Source organism: Heyndrickxia sp. MSNUG (assembly GCF_049532715.1).
Taxonomy (GTDB): Bacteria; Bacillota; Bacilli; order Bacillales; family Cytobacillaceae; genus Mesobacillus.
In genome coordinates this window covers 583,509-597,548 of sequence record NZ_CP150978.1, presented here as the reverse complement: position 1 = coordinate 597,548, position 14,040 = coordinate 583,509, and the positions used below count along the sequence as shown (strand labels likewise).

Here is a 14,040-nt window from a genome sequence, read left to right as displayed (position 1 = left end):
ATTAAAGCTTCTATAAAAAAGGAACTTAGCCGGTATGTCTCCATGCTTTCTTTTCCCATTACTTATGTTCATAATCAATTACCTCTACTTTAAAACCGTGACTGCATCCAATTTTGAGGCTGTCGCATGATGGAGAGACTCTTACTTTAACCAGGTCATCTGTATATTCCAAGGGGCTATTGCGTTTATTAGGAACTTGCAGCTTCAAGGTAATATCGTAGGAATGATTGTTGTTATAAACAATACCGACAATTCTCTGTGACTGCCAGCCAAAAGTAGCCGCATCATTACCTGGGTATTCTTCCATCACTCTTTTATCGATAGATGGAAATATAATATCTCTAATGATGTCCTCAGGGGTGACGTACCAGTCTTCTGCGAATGGTTTAATTTCCTTAGGCTCTGGAGGTTTCGCGTTCACTAAGTTTCCTGCGATAAACATTAAAGAAAGAGTAAAAAGGAAAATCAGTTTCTTCAAAGGTGCACACTTCCTCATTTTTTCAGTTAGATTTCGCATCTTTAAATAATCCTATTCACGCCATCCAATAATCCATTGCTAACAAGACTTAATGTTCAGACTCTCCGTTAGCAATTGACTTGTTTTCAAATGAAAAAGGACTCCTAGCAAACTGCCTTTAGTCATTTTTGAAAACTAAGGTGCAGTTCATGGAGTCCTTTTTGCTCTATTCAGCTTACGTACCATTTATAAGTGAATTCTATAATGCTGCTGACACAGATTGTTTTTGCAGACCGTTGGCAAGCAGGCTGTACGCAACTACTTTTTTCTTGTACTGTTTTACAACATCCACGTGATCAGGATATCTGAACAAGAGGATCTTCACATCCATTTTTCCTCTTTTAGCATGAATGATTAACGGTGTCCCGCTGTCCTCCGGATTTAGAAACAATTGCTCGGTTCCTGGCCAAATATATTGCTTTTCTAAAAATGTCGCTTCGTTGAATGATTTGATGACTTCCGCCTTGTCTTCACCTTCCAATGTGATTCCATCGAAGGTTACGGTGACGTCCGCATCATTCAGCTTTGAATGCACGCCAAATTTACTAAACATCCATTCGATTGCCCCGGTTGGAAGAGAAGTAATCGCTATTTTAAATAAACTAAAGAGAATTATCGGAAGGATAACAGCCCAGGTCATTTTCATCATCTCCGTATGGTTTAGTCTATATTATTTACCTTTGAAATTATAATCCTTTTGGACGAAATATCAACAAATCAAGCCTATATAATTTAGACATTCTTTATCCTTGTTCACAAAAATTTCATTTTTCGGGGACGTACCCTTTGCTTCTTTCCAGTGGGAATCAGCCTCTAAGTATGATAGGAACCAGTGAAGGCTTCTAAAAAAAATGGAAGCATTAGATACGTCCCTACGCTTCAAAAAAAGAAGCATAAGAAACGTCCCCTTGCTTCTACTTTTCCAAAGAGAATAACGCTTCTGAAAACCTCCTAATTCCTTCATCTATATTTTTCACATTTTCCCGGGCAAAAGTAAATCGTACAAACCCTTTGTCAGATCCCAATGTGGAGCCTGGTGCATAAATAACTCCTCTTTTAATGGATTCTTCCAGCAATTGCGATTCATGATAATCCTTTTTCAACTTGCACCACAGATGGATTCCGCCTTGTGGAACGTCAAACTCCACCTGGTCTTTCAAAGTTGAACGTAGACTGGCAACAATCTGGTCTCTCCTCAGTTTTAGCTCCTTCACTAATTTGTTAAGATGATCCTCGAAATAATCAGAGTCCAAAAAATCATTTGCAATCCATTGCGTGAAGCTTGCATGTCCGAAATCAACTTGCTGCTTGGCATCTGCTAACCTTTCTATGACCAACTTTGGCCCGATAATCCAGCCAATTCGCAATCCTGAAGCGACGATTTTAGACAGAGAACTAATATAGAGGATGTTTCCATCGACATCCATCGACTTTAACGGAGAAGCGTCTTCCCCCGTAAAGGAGGTTAAACTATAAGGATCGTCTTCCACTATGGGTATACCATGCTTAGACGATAATTCCAGTATCTTTTTACGACGGTTCCTATCAAGAAATGCTCCCGTGGGATTTTGGTAAGCAGGATTAAGAAAGATCATTCGAATGCGATGCTTTTTGTGCAATTCGATTAAATCATCCGGGTTCATCCCATCCTTGTCGACAGGAAGGAAAAAAGGTCTTAATCCCGCTGACTGAAAGACCGGCAGCCCGTAATGATAGGAAGGCTCTTCTAACGCAATGGCATCCCCTGGTTTTAACAGACATTGAACCACCAGATGAAGGGCTTGCTGGGCACCGGAAGTAATCAGAATAGAGGAGGGGTCCGCTGTGATTCCCCTATACCTTTTTACATGCTCAGCAATGGTTGTCCTTAAAATTTGATTTCCCTGAGGATGATCATATCCCAGGCTACCATTGAATGTCCTCGTAGAGGTGATCTGACTAAAGGACTTCAAAGGAAATAAATCCTCCGATAATTCCCCGCTTGCCAGGTTGATAAGTTTGTGGTCTTCCATTTCTCTTCGTATTCTTTGGGAAACGGGCAAATTGGGCAGGAACGAACCCGCCTCAATATAACGATTCCAGCTGGGAACTCTTCTCTTCGTTACTCCCCATATGTCCTTGCTTATTAACGTCCCGCTCCCTCTTTTCCTTTCAATCAATCCATTTGATTCAAGTTCATCATATGCAGCAACCACAGTACTTCTATTTATACCAAGTTCCTTGGCTAATGTTCGTTCAGAAGGTAAAGGTTTATCAAGCGGAAACGTTCCGTCTGATATCCCATTTTCAATATACTCAGCAAGCTGCTTAAATACTGCCTTTTTAGCTTCTCGATTCGGTTTCCAATCCATGATGATCCCCTTTAAAAATTGATACTCAAAGTCAATCCTTTTAAACTATGAAGACTTCATGTCTGTAAAAAAATAACCTATCGCCAAATTGACGATAGGTATTTGTTATTTTAACCTAAGCAAACCATTTAATGTAAACGCCGACAGCAATAAAAGACAATACAATCACAACAATATAAATAACAGAAAGATTTGTCGTATTTTTCACCGTCGCGTTCCTATACCCTTCATCACTTTTACCTGCTAATAACAAGGTAAAAACAAAGGAGGCAACGACAATAAGAATAACTAGAAATATCCCCAGCTTCATAATGCACCTCTTGCAAAGAAACATGTTTTTTTATCATTATAACGATTATATCAGAAACACAGACCATCCACTTCACATAAAGATTGCTCATCCAATTTGAACATGGGGACGGTTCTCATGTTCCACTTTGGAACACGAGAACCGTCCCCGTGTTTTTAATTATTGATGGCCATCCTTCCTAGCGGGCCGTCTTCTTTGATTATGTCCTGAAGTGCATAAACGGAGATGGGGAACATTGGGAATCCGAATGCGTAGGGGGTGATATCATACAGCTGGAAAAAGATGATGAGTGATTTGTCGGCTACATAGAAATCCTGTTCAGGCTTTATCGCTGTAAAATCGCTGATCAGGAAGATGTCACGCTCTTTGATTTGCAGTTTGACCAGCTTAGAAATCCGGGCGATATAGTCGCTTCCTGGTTTGAAAAAGTCCTTCAGACTGCACTTTTTCTCACCCTTAAGATCGAACGTCAACGCCTTAATATAGGTCATCGGATGGGCAGCATGAAAATGATACGTATTATTCGCCAGCGACAGGCTCAGCACCTCACGCTGGTTGTTCTTTATCTCATACGAGCCATTCATCCACTCAACCGTGGCCGGTGAATCTCCAGCCTGTATATTAATTAAATTCTGCGTTTCCTTCACAATGCTTCGATTCATGAACCGCTCAAATTGATGATTCGTCACCTGATAAACATGCGGATAACAAACCTCCCACTCAGGGGCATTCCCGATTCGAAGCGTATGGATACCTGCTGGCAGCGTACATGCCATGGCCTACACCCTCTTTTTCATTACCTTATTCGCAGGCGCGACTTTGGGTGATTGCCTGGAACATGGGGACGGTTCTCATGTTCCACTTTGGAAAGCGAGAACCGTCCCCATGTTTTTTTCAAACGCCCCTGTCCTTTTCCCCTCTAACTTTGTATATAGAAGGTGAAAGGAGGTGAGACAAGATGGCATTAGCGATGTTGAAGGATTCATCAATCAGGCTTTCATTCGAAACGGGAATGAATGAGAAGGGCGAACCGATCTACAAAGGCAAGACTTATTCAAATGTACGAAAAGAAGCTACTGCAGACCAGGTAGACCAGGCTGCGAAGGCATTAGGTGGTCTTAGCGCGAACTTGCTTAACTCTGTTGAGCGTAACGACAGCTTTGAAATCATCTAATTCTACGACTAAATAATAGAATAGGAGGTGAAAAAACATGGCTAAAACACTAGAATTGCAGTTCGTCACTGACCTTGGCAAAAACACCAAGCTTACGGTAGATAACCCGAAGGAACCGATCGATCCAGCAGCAGTCAAGCTTGCGATGGAGCAAATCATCGCTTCCAACGCGTTCCAGACTCCAAGCGGTACCCTTGTTGCCGTTGGCAGTGCCCGCGTCATCGAACGTAACGTAGCAGAATATGAACTTGTCTAATGAACGTCAGCCGGTCTTCTTCATGGACCGGCTTTTTTTGTAAAATAACCCCCAAAGGAGGAAGCGCAAATGGAACAGCTGATTCCCTTCATCAGTGACGTAGGATTCCCGATCGTTGTGACCCTGTATCTGCTTCATCGAATCGAAGCCAAGCTTGATACAGTCGTCCAATCGATTCAAAGCCTGCCCGCCCGAATGCAGGAGAAGGCATAACTTGACCCTGCGACCATCTCTCTTTATAAAAGCGGGATGCTAAAAAAACCTTTTTCTTATCTAAAAATTTATGCCCAAAAGAAAGCTGCCGGGATCATCCCAGCAGCTCTTGTATTTTTCCGATGCACTAATCCCTCACACATTTCAAATGAAACAGGCAGTCCTAACCTTGGACCTCCATATCTTCTATCAAACTCCTAATTCTGATCTGCATACCTCCACCAAAAAGCTGTGGCCATCAATCCTGCCAGGCCTGTTATAAAAACAATGACATAGCTAATAGGTTCGATTGCCATTTCACCACTGCCGTCCATTCCACTGGCCAATGCCGGAATCGACCATGGCACGTATTGACCGTAGCCAGTAGCCGCAATGATTTGAGCGATGATCATGGTGAAAATGACATAACCTAATGGAGATAAATACCCCTTGCCAATGGTAGCAAAAAACCCGACCGGTGCGGATATCAACAGTGTCAGGACGGAGCAAACAAAGAATACTAGTGTTTCCTGCTTCAGCAGCTCGGATGAGTAGCCAGGTATGTCAACCTGATGTCCAACTACAAGCGCTAAAACAAACACGATCATCGAAAGCAGCAAACACCAGACAAACACAACGATAAATTTTGAAATAACAATATACTCGCGCAGGATGGGCAAAGCAAGCAAATCTTTCATCGTTCGATCAGAAAACTCCCTGCCGAAAATCCAGCTCATCACAAACCCAAATGCCATTAAGCCGCCAATCGATATCGCCTGGGCAATCAGCCCAAAATAGGACGGCCAATCTGCAGACCCTGCCAGCTGCGCCTTTGCTGAGATAATCCCCATCTTCTGAGCATGATCTGGATCTTTCAAAATATACATGAACAGCCCGCCGACAAACGGAATCATCAGCATAGCAAGCATCGTGATGAAGGGAACCCTAGAACGAAAGAACTTTTTGCTCTCGACTGAAACAGCGACCGCTAATTCACGCATGGATTTTCTCCCCATTCTCAATCATCCGTAAAAAGTAATTCTCCAAATTCTCTTTGTTCACCTGTAAAAGCGTCGGCGGACATCCTGCCTCAACGAGCATGGCAGCGACCTGGTCAGGATGATTGACTGCATGATCCCCGATCACTTCCAAGTAATCTGAGGCCAAGGAAAAATCATATCCATTTTCCCTAAAGATCTCTTTCATCATATCTCTCTGTCTTCCATCGACCACCAGCGTCTTTTTCAGCTCGTTTTCCAGACTGGCAGCATCCATTTCCCTGACCATTCTTCCATTGTGGATAATCGCAATATTGGTCGCCATTCGCGACACTTCATCAAGATTATGGCTGGAAACCAAAATCGTCACACCTTCTTTTCCCGCCAGGTCTTTCAGCAGCTCACGCACTTCCACAATCCCTGCTGGATCCAGCCCATTCGTCGGTTCATCGAGTATCAGGATTTCCGGTTTGTGGATGAACGCCTTCGCAATCCCAAGACGCTGCGCGTTCCCCAGCGAAAGATGCTTTGCTTTTACCGAGGCGTACTGTTCTAATTTCAATAACTCCATAATCCACGAAATCCGGCTACGATCCTTCATGCCCCTAAGCTTCCAGACAATCTCGAGGTTTTCCTTCACCGTCAGTTCAGGGTAGGAGTACGGCGTTTCCACGATGTAGCCAACATGTTCCCACATCCGCACATTCCCCGCCGTCACTTTCTCTCCCCGTATAAAACATTCACCCTTCGTGGGAGCGATCATGCCAAGGAGCATGCGAATCGTTGTCGTTTTTCCGGCTCCATTCAAACCAAGGAAACCGAAAATCTCCCCTTTTTTCACCTTCAAGTTAACCGAGTTGACCGCAATCGTCTCTCCATACGCCTTCGTTAAACCAGAAGCAACGATGACTTCACTCATCCCCAGCATCCTCCCCCATTAATTGCAGCGCAATTCCATGAATCAACATTTCCAAAGCCCCGTCAAAATGCTCCTCGCCAATTTCCTTCACATGGAGCATACTCAGAAAAATCGCCCTTAAAGAAGCCGCGGCGACATGAGGATCACTTCCAATGTTAAAATCACTAAATAAATTTTGGGCAATCAGATCATCAAACGAATGATGACGAGCAATCTCCTCTACAGGAATTTTCCTCATCAGCAAATCCATTTCCCCATTCTGGATGATATTCATTAAAAACGAATGCCTCACCCGCTGATAAATACTGTAAAGAAATTCACTAAAAGCTTCAGCAGTCCGTTCACCGGACGCCTGCTGCACACTCATACCCTCCGCCATCAACGAGACCTGAAACTCCTCCAGTACTTTAAAAAACAAAATTTCTTTAGAGGGGAAGAATTGATAAAAAGCTCCCTTCGAGATGCCAGCCATTTGCACAAGCTGATCCACCGTCGTCTTCTTGACGCCATATTTCCCGAGACAATCCTCTGCTGCTTCCATTAACTTTTTTCGAATCTGTTCTTTTTCACTTTCAGTAAAGGCAGTCGCCATTACAAACCTCCGTACTGTATGACCAAAATTGTTTTTATAGTCATAGACTAACATAATTAACCACCAAAACGCAATATAAACACGGGGACGGTTCTTTTGCTTCATTCTGAAGCATGAGAACCGTCCCCGTGTTTCCACATTAGGATTTTTCGAATGATATCGTAAAGGATGTCCCAATATTTTTTTGACTGCTGACTTGAATGGTTCCATTGTGATTTTGGATGATTTTATAGCTGACCATAAGGCCTAAGCCATTTCCATCCTGTTTTGTCGTGAAAAAAGGCTCTCCTAATTTTTTCGCCTGTTCTTCATCCATCCCAACCCCATTATCTTTAACGGTGATCCGAATATTATCGGAAGACTTTTCTAGGGTAATATGGATTCTCCCGCCGTTCGGCATCGCCTCAATGGAATTTTTGATCAAATTTAAAAACACCTGTTTTAATTGAGATTTTTCTCCCAATATCTTAACTTCCTCTTCAGGAAATTCGAATTCCATTATGACGTTCTTCAAGATTGCTTCGGGCTCAAGAAACTTAATGACACCACTCAAAATGACCGTCAAATCACACTCACTAAAATAAAACTGATGAGGCTTGGCGAAAACCATAAATTCACTAACAATCAAGTTGATCCTCTCAATTTCTTCAATAATAATATCTGTATAATTTTGTCCAGTATTGCTTTCGTTCAGCAATTGTACAAATCCACGGATTGATGTTAATGGGTTGCGTATTTCATGGGCAATCCCAGCTGCCAATTCCCCAATCATGGCAAGCTTTTCCGCTTTACGTAGGCTTTCTTCCGTTTTCTTCTTTTCTGTTATGTCATATTGGATGGAAATATGCTGATATCTTTCTCCATTCGAATCAAGAAAGGGAATGATTGTCGTATCCACCCAATATTTTGAACCATCTTTTGCCTGATTGACGATTTCCCCTTTCCAAACCTCTCCTCTTTCAATGGTCTCTAATATTTTTTTAAAAAAAGAAGGAGGATGGAAACCTGAACATACAATAGTATGTTTTTTCCCTATTAATTCTTCTTCAGTATATTGATAGATATTGCAAAACTTATCGTTCACATAGGTAATTCTATCTTCTTTATCACTAATGGAAAAAATAGTAGCTTCATTTAAAGCTCTCTTAAGATCGGCAAGCTCCCTATGGGAAATCTGTAAATCTTGATTCGATTCATTAAGAGCAAATTTAGTGAAGGATAAGGCTTCATTATAATGGATAAAAAGTGTGCGTGAAATGAGCTGATAGAGAGGTTCTAGTATTTTAATGACGTCAAAAAGCGTTTCAGCCGAAATCCTCTTGCCCATGAATTCACTTTCAAGTAAATCCATGATTCTCCCTCGCGTGCGATAAATGAAATTGATGGCCTGGTCCAGTGGTACCATCGAATTGACTGACTTTAAACCGAATACATCCGCGAAAGTGAGTAAAGTATTTTTGTCCTTATCACTTGATGTGATCAAAAACTCCCCCATTAAAAAATAAAGACTTTTTTCCGAATGCTGTAAAGATCCTAACTGGCTTAACAAATAGGTATACTGCTCCTTTTGATCCATTCGATTATCCACGATTTGAGCCGTAAAATGGCCACCTAATTCCTTAATCTTCCCGCCAATAACTTTTATTTGTCCATTCATTTCGACCCTCATATTAACTAGTATTTTTATACTATATTTAGACAAATTCCATTGGATTTCCTTCTTTTTCATGAACATGGGGACGGTTCTTTTGTTCCATATTGGAACGCAAGAACCGTCCCCACGTTCCAATTGTCACAAAACTGACACACCCACCCCCTCCCTGCCATGTCCTTTTTAATCGCCGGCTTGTATATAGACGGTGAAAGGGTGGTGCATTAGCATGCATATTAAATCTACTAATATTGAGAGTTTTGCAGAATATTCACAGTTCAATTCACTCGGGGAGTTCAATAACCATTTTGAAATGTGGATGGAGGATAAGAAAAAGTATTTCACGAAAGGCGAGCTGATTGGACTGAAGCGGCTGGCTCGTTTTGCAGCCAAAGTTCCTGGCGTTGCCAATGCAAAAATCGGAACCGTGCTGAAGGCGATCTACGAGGAGTATGGAGAAATAGGAATGATTTCGCGATCCACTTTTAAAAGAATGATCATAAAAGCAAGCAAAATCGGGATTTTCACCGTCTATGAAACCGAGCGCAAGAACGGGTCACAATCAAGCAACCTTTATGTTTTCTGTCGCTTTCCTATGAATGAACCACTAACCGAGGAAAAATTGAGCCACCATAATAAAACTATCATTCCTTCTAAAACAAACATTAAAAAGAATAATAAACGTGAAACAACGCCTGTTCAAAATCAATCAGCTGAAGATTCGTTAAAACCAAACCAGACAGCTGACATGAATGAAACCGCAGCATCTAAAATAGAACCTGAAGACCACTTGTTTGTCAGCGATCGAGTGCCAGCAGCATTTGTGGGTTTGGTAAAATATTTCTTCCCTAAGGCTAAAACCATCGAAGATTTCTGGAGGATGAGCATGATCTCCGCTTATCGCAACAACTCTGAGAACGATCAAGACAGAATGCTCACTGTATCCCTGGATTCCTTTAAGCAGCTCGTCCGCAAGCTAAAGTCCAAGGTAACCGTGAAAAATCCAGTTGCTTATTATACCGGTATCATCAACAAGAAGTTTCAGGAGATGTATTTTGCAGATCTTTTTGAAATGGGATTATCTGAGGATTTGGTGCAGTGACATCTGCTTTAAAAGGTTTCTTGGGAACCTGGAAGAACAAATAATGGAAAAAGTGGTCATCAATAAGGCCTATTGGGGACCAAAAATCACAAATATCGGAAAAAGTTGGCGCCAATAAGGCCTCTTGGATACCTAAAATAACAAAAATCGGAAAAAGTGGACGCCAATAAGGCCTCTTGGATACCTAAAATAACAATAATCGGAAAAAACGGGCGCCAATAAGGCATCTTGATTACCTGAAATAACAAAAATTTTATAAAAATAAATCAAGAAAAGCGCTCCGTGATCCACTCAATCCATTTATTCCTATGTATATGGTTTTGAGAAACCTCAAAGAGCAATAAGCAACAATGGTTACCATAAAGCCAAAAACCATTACACGATTCGCCCCGTAACAGAATTCAAATAACCTATGTATAGGAATAATGCACAGTTATTCTGAAAGGGGATTGAAAAAATGCACTGTAAATACTGTCACTCTGAGGTTCAAGCTCAATATCGGGTGAACCAGCGAGGAGACTTTTTTTGCAACGACGACTGCTACGACGAATACATTGATCCTACAGAGCAGCCACCGGATGATTTTTCGCATCCATATATTGATGACTATGAGTTAATGCGCAGCAATTATTTGGACTGGCTTGAACACTGGGAATCGGATTTGGTCCACTATAAGGGAGCAAAACTGGCGTTAAAAAAGACGGAAATGCTGGAAACGATGGATGAGGTTTTTGAGGAATATTGGGATTACTATATTTCCGAAGGAGATGACGGTGTTTTTGCGAAAGAAATTTACTTTTACCTCTTAAAATTCGAGGATTTGAAAAAGAAAATCAATCATTATGCAGGTTGATCCAAAAAATCCACCTCACAACCAGTGAGGTGGACCCTGCCATCAAAACGAAAAAATGGAAAAATAGGAACACGAGAACCGTCCCCATGTTTCACCCGTGTTACTCCAATCCGGCGTTCTCGGATGCTATTCTTGTGAGTGCTGACCAATCGTGCTTTCCTCTTCCCTTTGCTACTGACGCGAGCAGGGAATCGTGCAGCAGGCTTGCGAATGGCATTGGTGCTTGTTTGGCGTTCGCTTCTTCGAGCACCAAATTGCAATCCTTCAGGCCAAGTTCCAGCTGAAAGCCTGCGGGTTCAAATTTCCGGTTGGCGATCATTGAACCGTATCCATTGTAGACGGTGCAATTAAATAAGGTGGACGCATACACCTCTGCCGCCACTTGCCGGTCGATTCCATTCTTCTCTGCCAGATTAAACGATTCAGCCATCGCTTCCATCGCCGCCATAATCATGAAGTTGCCGCCAAGCTTGATCACATTCGCGTTCCCCGGCTCCTCACCAAGATCGAACACACGCTGGCCCATTGCCTCCTGAAACGGCTTTACTCGCTCTTTTGCCTCATTCGGACCTGATGATAAAATAAATAATTTCTGTGCCGCGGCTGCATCCGGTCGGCCAAATACAGGAGATGCAACATAATGGCTATTGTGCTGATGATGAAATTCAGCAAGCTTGCGTGAAGTATCCGGTGAAACGGTACTCATCGATAAATGGACGCCTCCCTCACCAAGCTTTTGCCCGAAACCTTCATCACCCATTGTCACCTCTTCCAACGCTTGATCGTTAGACACCATCGTGATGACAATGCCGCCAGGAACGGCCACATCTGCTAGATTTTCAACCAGTTCTGCCCCCGCCGTGACAACATCCCTAGCTTTTTCCGGCGTACGATTATATACCTTAACGTGATATCCCGCCTTTAACAAACTTTTCAACATTGGTGCACCCATATTGCCGAGACCAATAAAACTAATGACTTTTTCCATATCCTCGCTTACCTCCAAATCACGCAATTTTGTTCCTTTGATTTTAATACATTATGAACAATTTTGTTCATTTGGAGTCTCGGTTGAATAATGTAAAAATACAAAAGAACCTAATCCACCATCAGATTAGGTTCTCTTGGATCATATATTTTTATGCTCATTAATCAGCTGCTTATTTTCCCTTTTCAAAAGCTGCCACATCGGTATATACGTAATGCAAAATACAATGAGTGCGGCAACTTCTAGATTAATATAATACATAATCCCACTGCCAAAAAAGCTCAGGATCGTCTTTGATTCTGTTGGACTCGCTAAATAGAAGAAATTCGTATCGAGCAGGATATTCAGGATAAAAATAGGAACGGCTATGATATTGACGACGAGATAAGAGAATAGGATGGCTTTTCGAGGAACGCGATATCCTTCAAAAAGGATAAAATACAAGGCGGCAATTGGAATGGCAGAATGGTGAAGGAAATATTCGATAAAGTGAAAGTGAGGAAAAACGTAGGACATTTCAGGTGTAACCATGGCTAAAATCGCAGGCAGAGTGCCGATGAAATATAAGACATAAAACCCTTTTACACTCTTCTTCAAGAATAAATACATCGCTAAAAAGGAACTCATCGAACATAGATGCAAAGGAAGATCCCCCACATCCCATTGGCCCGTCAGAATCAGCCATAAATGCGCAGATACCTCACAGGCCGGCAAAGTCCAAAAAATCGTCCACTTTACTACCTTCTGATGAGGTTTAAGCCTTTTCCGAAAAAGCACCATTGCGAGACAGACAGCAAAGAAAAGCCCAAGCGTAATCAAGTGCTGCGCCGAAAACAACTCAAAACCCTGCATACCAGTAACAGAAAACATAATGTCATCACCCCTCCCTGAAAAATAAAAATGCTGTTACCTATATTACTATGCAGAGAAGCAAAGGGACGTACCCTTTGCTTCTTTCGTTTTCAAAAATTCTGAGGAGTGAAAGCAGTTACGGAGTTCTTACCTGACATACTTGAGACATCCGAGTAAGTGGACATCACTCATTTACCGAGAATGGAAGCACAAGAAACGTCCCCTTGCTTCCAAGATGCTTCCCCTTGCTTCGGTGCAGCAGGATTTTTTATTTATATATAGAATACAAATAGGGAATGAAACTGAACTGGAGGTTGTTATATTGGTTGCAACGCAAGCGATTTTGGCATGGACTTTTATTTCGGAATGCCCGATTCCTAATGATGTGAATGATTTATTGGTTGAGGGGGAAACAGCGGTTGCCGCTTATAAAACGATACGTGACAGTGCAATTTTCACAAACAAGCGATTAATCGTAAGGGATGCACAAGGCCTGACTGGGAAGAAGGTTGAGATCTACTCTCTGCCATATTCCTCAATCAATATGTGGTCATCGGAAAACGCGGGGAGTTTGTTTGATTTTAACGCCGAGGTTGAATTATGGACAAGAGCTGGTCATATCAAAGTGAATCTAAAAAAAGGCATTGATGTGCGCAAGTTTGATAAATTGATTGCTGAGGCGCTCCTATAATCCTTATGAAAAAGCATTCCTTGTCAGGTGACATGGAATGCTTTCTTCTATTCTCTCGATCTCAAGTGGCTATATAACTCTTTTTCCAATGAAATGAGCGATTAAAACAATTGGGATGGCCAACAAGACAAAAGGCAAACAGGTCACAATCGTATCCCAGTTTATGATCCGCCTTTCCAATAAAGAATTTAACATAACCCAACAGTATGGCAGGACGAGAAAAGCGGACGTAATGACCCCTGGTGTGATCGAACGGAATAAAATCGATTGGCCAATATGGGTAAAAACGTGAATAAAGAAAACTAGATTCACGGCTGTGAAGAAATGAATGCTTGCGGCTGGCCCGCCTTTCAGATACTGGCTTGCCATGAAAGTTGAACTGCTGACGAATAGAAAAACGATCAATACGGCTACAGACATCTGGGCAGTCGTCATTGAAAATTGTTTCACTACCCTTTCCGCCATTCGTTCCGGCAAGACCTTTGCGACGGTGCTTGAATGTTTAGCAACCCATCTTTCCAGCATAATAATTTCTTCAAAGTCATGAAAAATAAACACAATCGGAAATAACCAAATCAACGTTTGGATATCCAT

General features: G+C 42.0%; 18 protein-coding genes. 6 read left to right on the top strand and 12 right to left on the bottom strand.

The window, feature by feature from the left end; genetic code table 11:
- Window positions 1–58: 58 nt before the first annotated feature.
- The 5 genes from AABM38_RS03020 to AABM38_RS03000 form a co-directional block, all read right to left on the bottom strand.
- Entirely contained in the window at window positions 59–478 is a 420-nt protein-coding gene (locus tag AABM38_RS03020) for a hypothetical protein (RefSeq protein WP_423409070.1), read from the bottom strand.
- 238 nt (window positions 479–716) lie between these two features.
- Window positions 717–1,157, bottom strand: a complete 441-nt coding sequence (locus tag AABM38_RS03015) for a YfmQ family protein (protein ID WP_423409069.1) — start codon at window positions 1,155–1,157, stop codon at window positions 717–719.
- A 274-nt stretch (window positions 1,158–1,431) separates the two neighbouring features.
- The gene (locus AABM38_RS03010) at window positions 1,432–2,868 is read right to left on the bottom strand and encodes a PLP-dependent aminotransferase family protein (protein ID WP_423409068.1); all 1,437 of its coding nucleotides are present in this window, start codon (window positions 2,866–2,868) and stop codon (window positions 1,432–1,434) included.
- A 115-nt stretch (window positions 2,869–2,983) separates the two neighbouring features.
- Complete coding sequence (locus AABM38_RS03005) at window positions 2,984–3,178, bottom strand: hypothetical protein (RefSeq protein ID WP_423409067.1); 195 nt, start codon at window positions 3,176–3,178, stop codon at window positions 2,984–2,986.
- Window positions 3,179–3,333: 155 nt separating this feature from the next.
- Window positions 3,334–3,954, bottom strand: coding sequence for an RsiV family protein (locus AABM38_RS03000; RefSeq protein WP_423409066.1), 621 nt, complete (start codon window positions 3,952–3,954; stop codon window positions 3,334–3,336).
- Window positions 3,955–4,136: 182 nt separating this feature from the next.
- Between AABM38_RS03000 and AABM38_RS02995 the strand changes: the two genes are divergently transcribed.
- The 3 genes from AABM38_RS02995 to AABM38_RS02985 all read left to right on the top strand — a co-directional run bounded on the left by AABM38_RS02995 (window position 4,137) and on the right by AABM38_RS02985 (window position 4,821).
- Window positions 4,137–4,352, top strand: a complete 216-nt coding sequence (locus AABM38_RS02995; protein WP_335378129.1) for a DUF1659 domain-containing protein — start codon at window positions 4,137–4,139, stop codon at window positions 4,350–4,352.
- A 37-nt stretch (window positions 4,353–4,389) separates the two neighbouring features.
- Complete coding sequence (locus AABM38_RS02990; protein WP_335378130.1) at window positions 4,390–4,608, top strand: DUF2922 domain-containing protein; 219 nt, start codon at window positions 4,390–4,392, stop codon at window positions 4,606–4,608.
- 69 nt (window positions 4,609–4,677) lie between these two features.
- On the top strand, window positions 4,678–4,821 hold the full coding sequence (locus AABM38_RS02985; RefSeq protein WP_423409065.1) for a YvrJ family protein: 144 nt from the start codon (window positions 4,678–4,680) through the stop codon (window positions 4,819–4,821).
- Window positions 4,822–5,018: 197 nt separating this feature from the next.
- Here AABM38_RS02985 and AABM38_RS02980 read toward each other — a convergent pair whose 3' ends face one another.
- The 4 genes from AABM38_RS02980 to AABM38_RS02965 all read right to left on the bottom strand — a co-directional run bounded on the left by AABM38_RS02980 (window position 5,019) and on the right by AABM38_RS02965 (window position 8,966).
- Window positions 5,019–5,801 (bottom strand): ABC transporter permease, encoded by a 783-nt coding sequence (locus AABM38_RS02980; RefSeq protein WP_423409064.1) that lies wholly within the window; start codon window positions 5,799–5,801, stop codon window positions 5,019–5,021.
- Window positions 5,794–6,717, bottom strand: a complete 924-nt coding sequence (locus AABM38_RS02975) for an ABC transporter ATP-binding protein (RefSeq protein ID WP_423409063.1) — start codon at window positions 6,715–6,717, stop codon at window positions 5,794–5,796. The genes AABM38_RS02980 and AABM38_RS02975 overlap by 8 nt, the downstream gene beginning before the upstream one ends.
- Window positions 6,710–7,309, bottom strand: a complete 600-nt coding sequence (locus AABM38_RS02970; RefSeq protein WP_423409062.1) for a TetR/AcrR family transcriptional regulator — start codon at window positions 7,307–7,309, stop codon at window positions 6,710–6,712. The genes AABM38_RS02975 and AABM38_RS02970 overlap by 8 nt, the downstream gene beginning before the upstream one ends.
- A gap of 139 nt (window positions 7,310–7,448) precedes the next feature.
- Window positions 7,449–8,966 carry an ATP-binding protein gene (locus tag AABM38_RS02965; RefSeq protein WP_423409061.1) on the bottom strand — a complete coding sequence of 506 codons (1,518 nt, stop codon included), beginning with the start codon at window positions 8,964–8,966 and terminating at the stop codon, window positions 7,449–7,451.
- 223 nt (window positions 8,967–9,189) lie between these two features.
- Between AABM38_RS02965 and AABM38_RS02960 the strand changes: the two genes are divergently transcribed.
- Complete coding sequence (locus AABM38_RS02960; RefSeq protein WP_423409060.1) at window positions 9,190–10,062, top strand: hypothetical protein; 873 nt, start codon at window positions 9,190–9,192, stop codon at window positions 10,060–10,062.
- Between the two features lie 457 nt (window positions 10,063–10,519).
- Window positions 10,520–10,915, top strand: coding sequence for a hypothetical protein (locus tag AABM38_RS02955; RefSeq protein ID WP_423409059.1), 396 nt, complete (start codon window positions 10,520–10,522; stop codon window positions 10,913–10,915).
- 100 nt (window positions 10,916–11,015) lie between these two features.
- On the opposite strand, the gene AABM38_RS02950 is transcribed toward AABM38_RS02955, so the two are convergent.
- Both AABM38_RS02950 and AABM38_RS02945 read right to left on the bottom strand, forming a co-directional pair.
- Complete coding sequence (locus AABM38_RS02950; protein ID WP_423409058.1) at window positions 11,016–11,903, bottom strand: NAD(P)-dependent oxidoreductase; 888 nt, start codon at window positions 11,901–11,903, stop codon at window positions 11,016–11,018.
- 141 nt (window positions 11,904–12,044) lie between these two features.
- Window positions 12,045–12,773: a TIGR02206 family membrane protein gene (locus AABM38_RS02945; protein WP_423409057.1), complete on the bottom strand. Its 729-nt coding sequence runs from the start codon at window positions 12,771–12,773 to the stop codon at window positions 12,045–12,047.
- 304 nt (window positions 12,774–13,077) lie between these two features.
- On the opposite strand from AABM38_RS02945, the gene AABM38_RS02940 reads away from it, so the two are divergent.
- A complete protein-coding gene (locus tag AABM38_RS02940; protein ID WP_335429240.1) occupies window positions 13,078–13,446 on the top strand; it encodes a PH domain-containing protein in 369 nt (122 codons plus the stop codon).
- 69 nt (window positions 13,447–13,515) lie between these two features.
- On the opposite strand, the gene AABM38_RS02935 is transcribed toward AABM38_RS02940, so the two are convergent.
- Window positions 13,516–14,040, bottom strand: coding sequence for an HXXEE domain-containing protein (locus tag AABM38_RS02935; RefSeq protein WP_423409056.1), 525 nt, complete (start codon window positions 14,038–14,040; stop codon window positions 13,516–13,518).

Excerpts from the sequence above, each read along its gene's own strand:
- AABM38_RS03015 (WP_423409069.1), bottom strand. The coding sequence starts at position 1,157 with ATGACCTGGGCTGTTATCCTTCCGATAATTCTCTTTAGTTTATTTAAA.
- AABM38_RS03010 (WP_423409068.1), bottom strand. The coding sequence starts at position 2,868 with ATGGATTGGAAACCGAATCGAGAAGCTAAAAAGGCAGTATTTAAGCAG.
- AABM38_RS03005 (WP_423409067.1), bottom strand. The coding sequence starts at position 3,178 with ATGAAGCTGGGGATATTTCTAGTTATTCTTATTGTCGTTGCCTCCTTT.
- AABM38_RS03000 (WP_423409066.1), bottom strand. The coding sequence starts at position 3,954 with ATGGCATGTACGCTGCCAGCAGGTATCCATACGCTTCGAATCGGGAAT.
- AABM38_RS02995 (WP_335378129.1), top strand. The coding sequence starts at position 4,137 with ATGGCATTAGCGATGTTGAAGGATTCATCAATCAGGCTTTCATTCGAA.
- AABM38_RS02990 (WP_335378130.1), top strand. The coding sequence starts at position 4,390 with ATGGCTAAAACACTAGAATTGCAGTTCGTCACTGACCTTGGCAAAAAC.
- AABM38_RS02985 (WP_423409065.1), top strand. The coding sequence starts at position 4,678 with ATGGAACAGCTGATTCCCTTCATCAGTGACGTAGGATTCCCGATCGTT.
- AABM38_RS02980 (WP_423409064.1), bottom strand. The coding sequence starts at position 5,801 with ATGCGTGAATTAGCGGTCGCTGTTTCAGTCGAGAGCAAAAAGTTCTTT.
- AABM38_RS02975 (WP_423409063.1), bottom strand. The coding sequence starts at position 6,717 with ATGAGTGAAGTCATCGTTGCTTCTGGTTTAACGAAGGCGTATGGAGAG.
- AABM38_RS02970 (WP_423409062.1), bottom strand. The coding sequence starts at position 7,309 with ATGGCGACTGCCTTTACTGAAAGTGAAAAAGAACAGATTCGAAAAAAG.
- AABM38_RS02965 (WP_423409061.1), bottom strand. The coding sequence starts at position 8,966 with ATGAATGGACAAATAAAAGTTATTGGCGGGAAGATTAAGGAATTAGGT.
- AABM38_RS02960 (WP_423409060.1), top strand. The coding sequence starts at position 9,190 with ATGCATATTAAATCTACTAATATTGAGAGTTTTGCAGAATATTCACAG.
- AABM38_RS02955 (WP_423409059.1), top strand. The coding sequence starts at position 10,520 with ATGCACTGTAAATACTGTCACTCTGAGGTTCAAGCTCAATATCGGGTG.
- AABM38_RS02950 (WP_423409058.1), bottom strand. The coding sequence starts at position 11,903 with ATGGAAAAAGTCATTAGTTTTATTGGTCTCGGCAATATGGGTGCACCA.
- AABM38_RS02945 (WP_423409057.1), bottom strand. The coding sequence starts at position 12,773 with ATGTTTTCTGTTACTGGTATGCAGGGTTTTGAGTTGTTTTCGGCGCAG.
- AABM38_RS02935 (WP_423409056.1), bottom strand. The coding sequence starts at position 14,040 with ATGGATATCCAAACGTTGATTTGGTTATTTCCGATTGTGTTTATTTTT.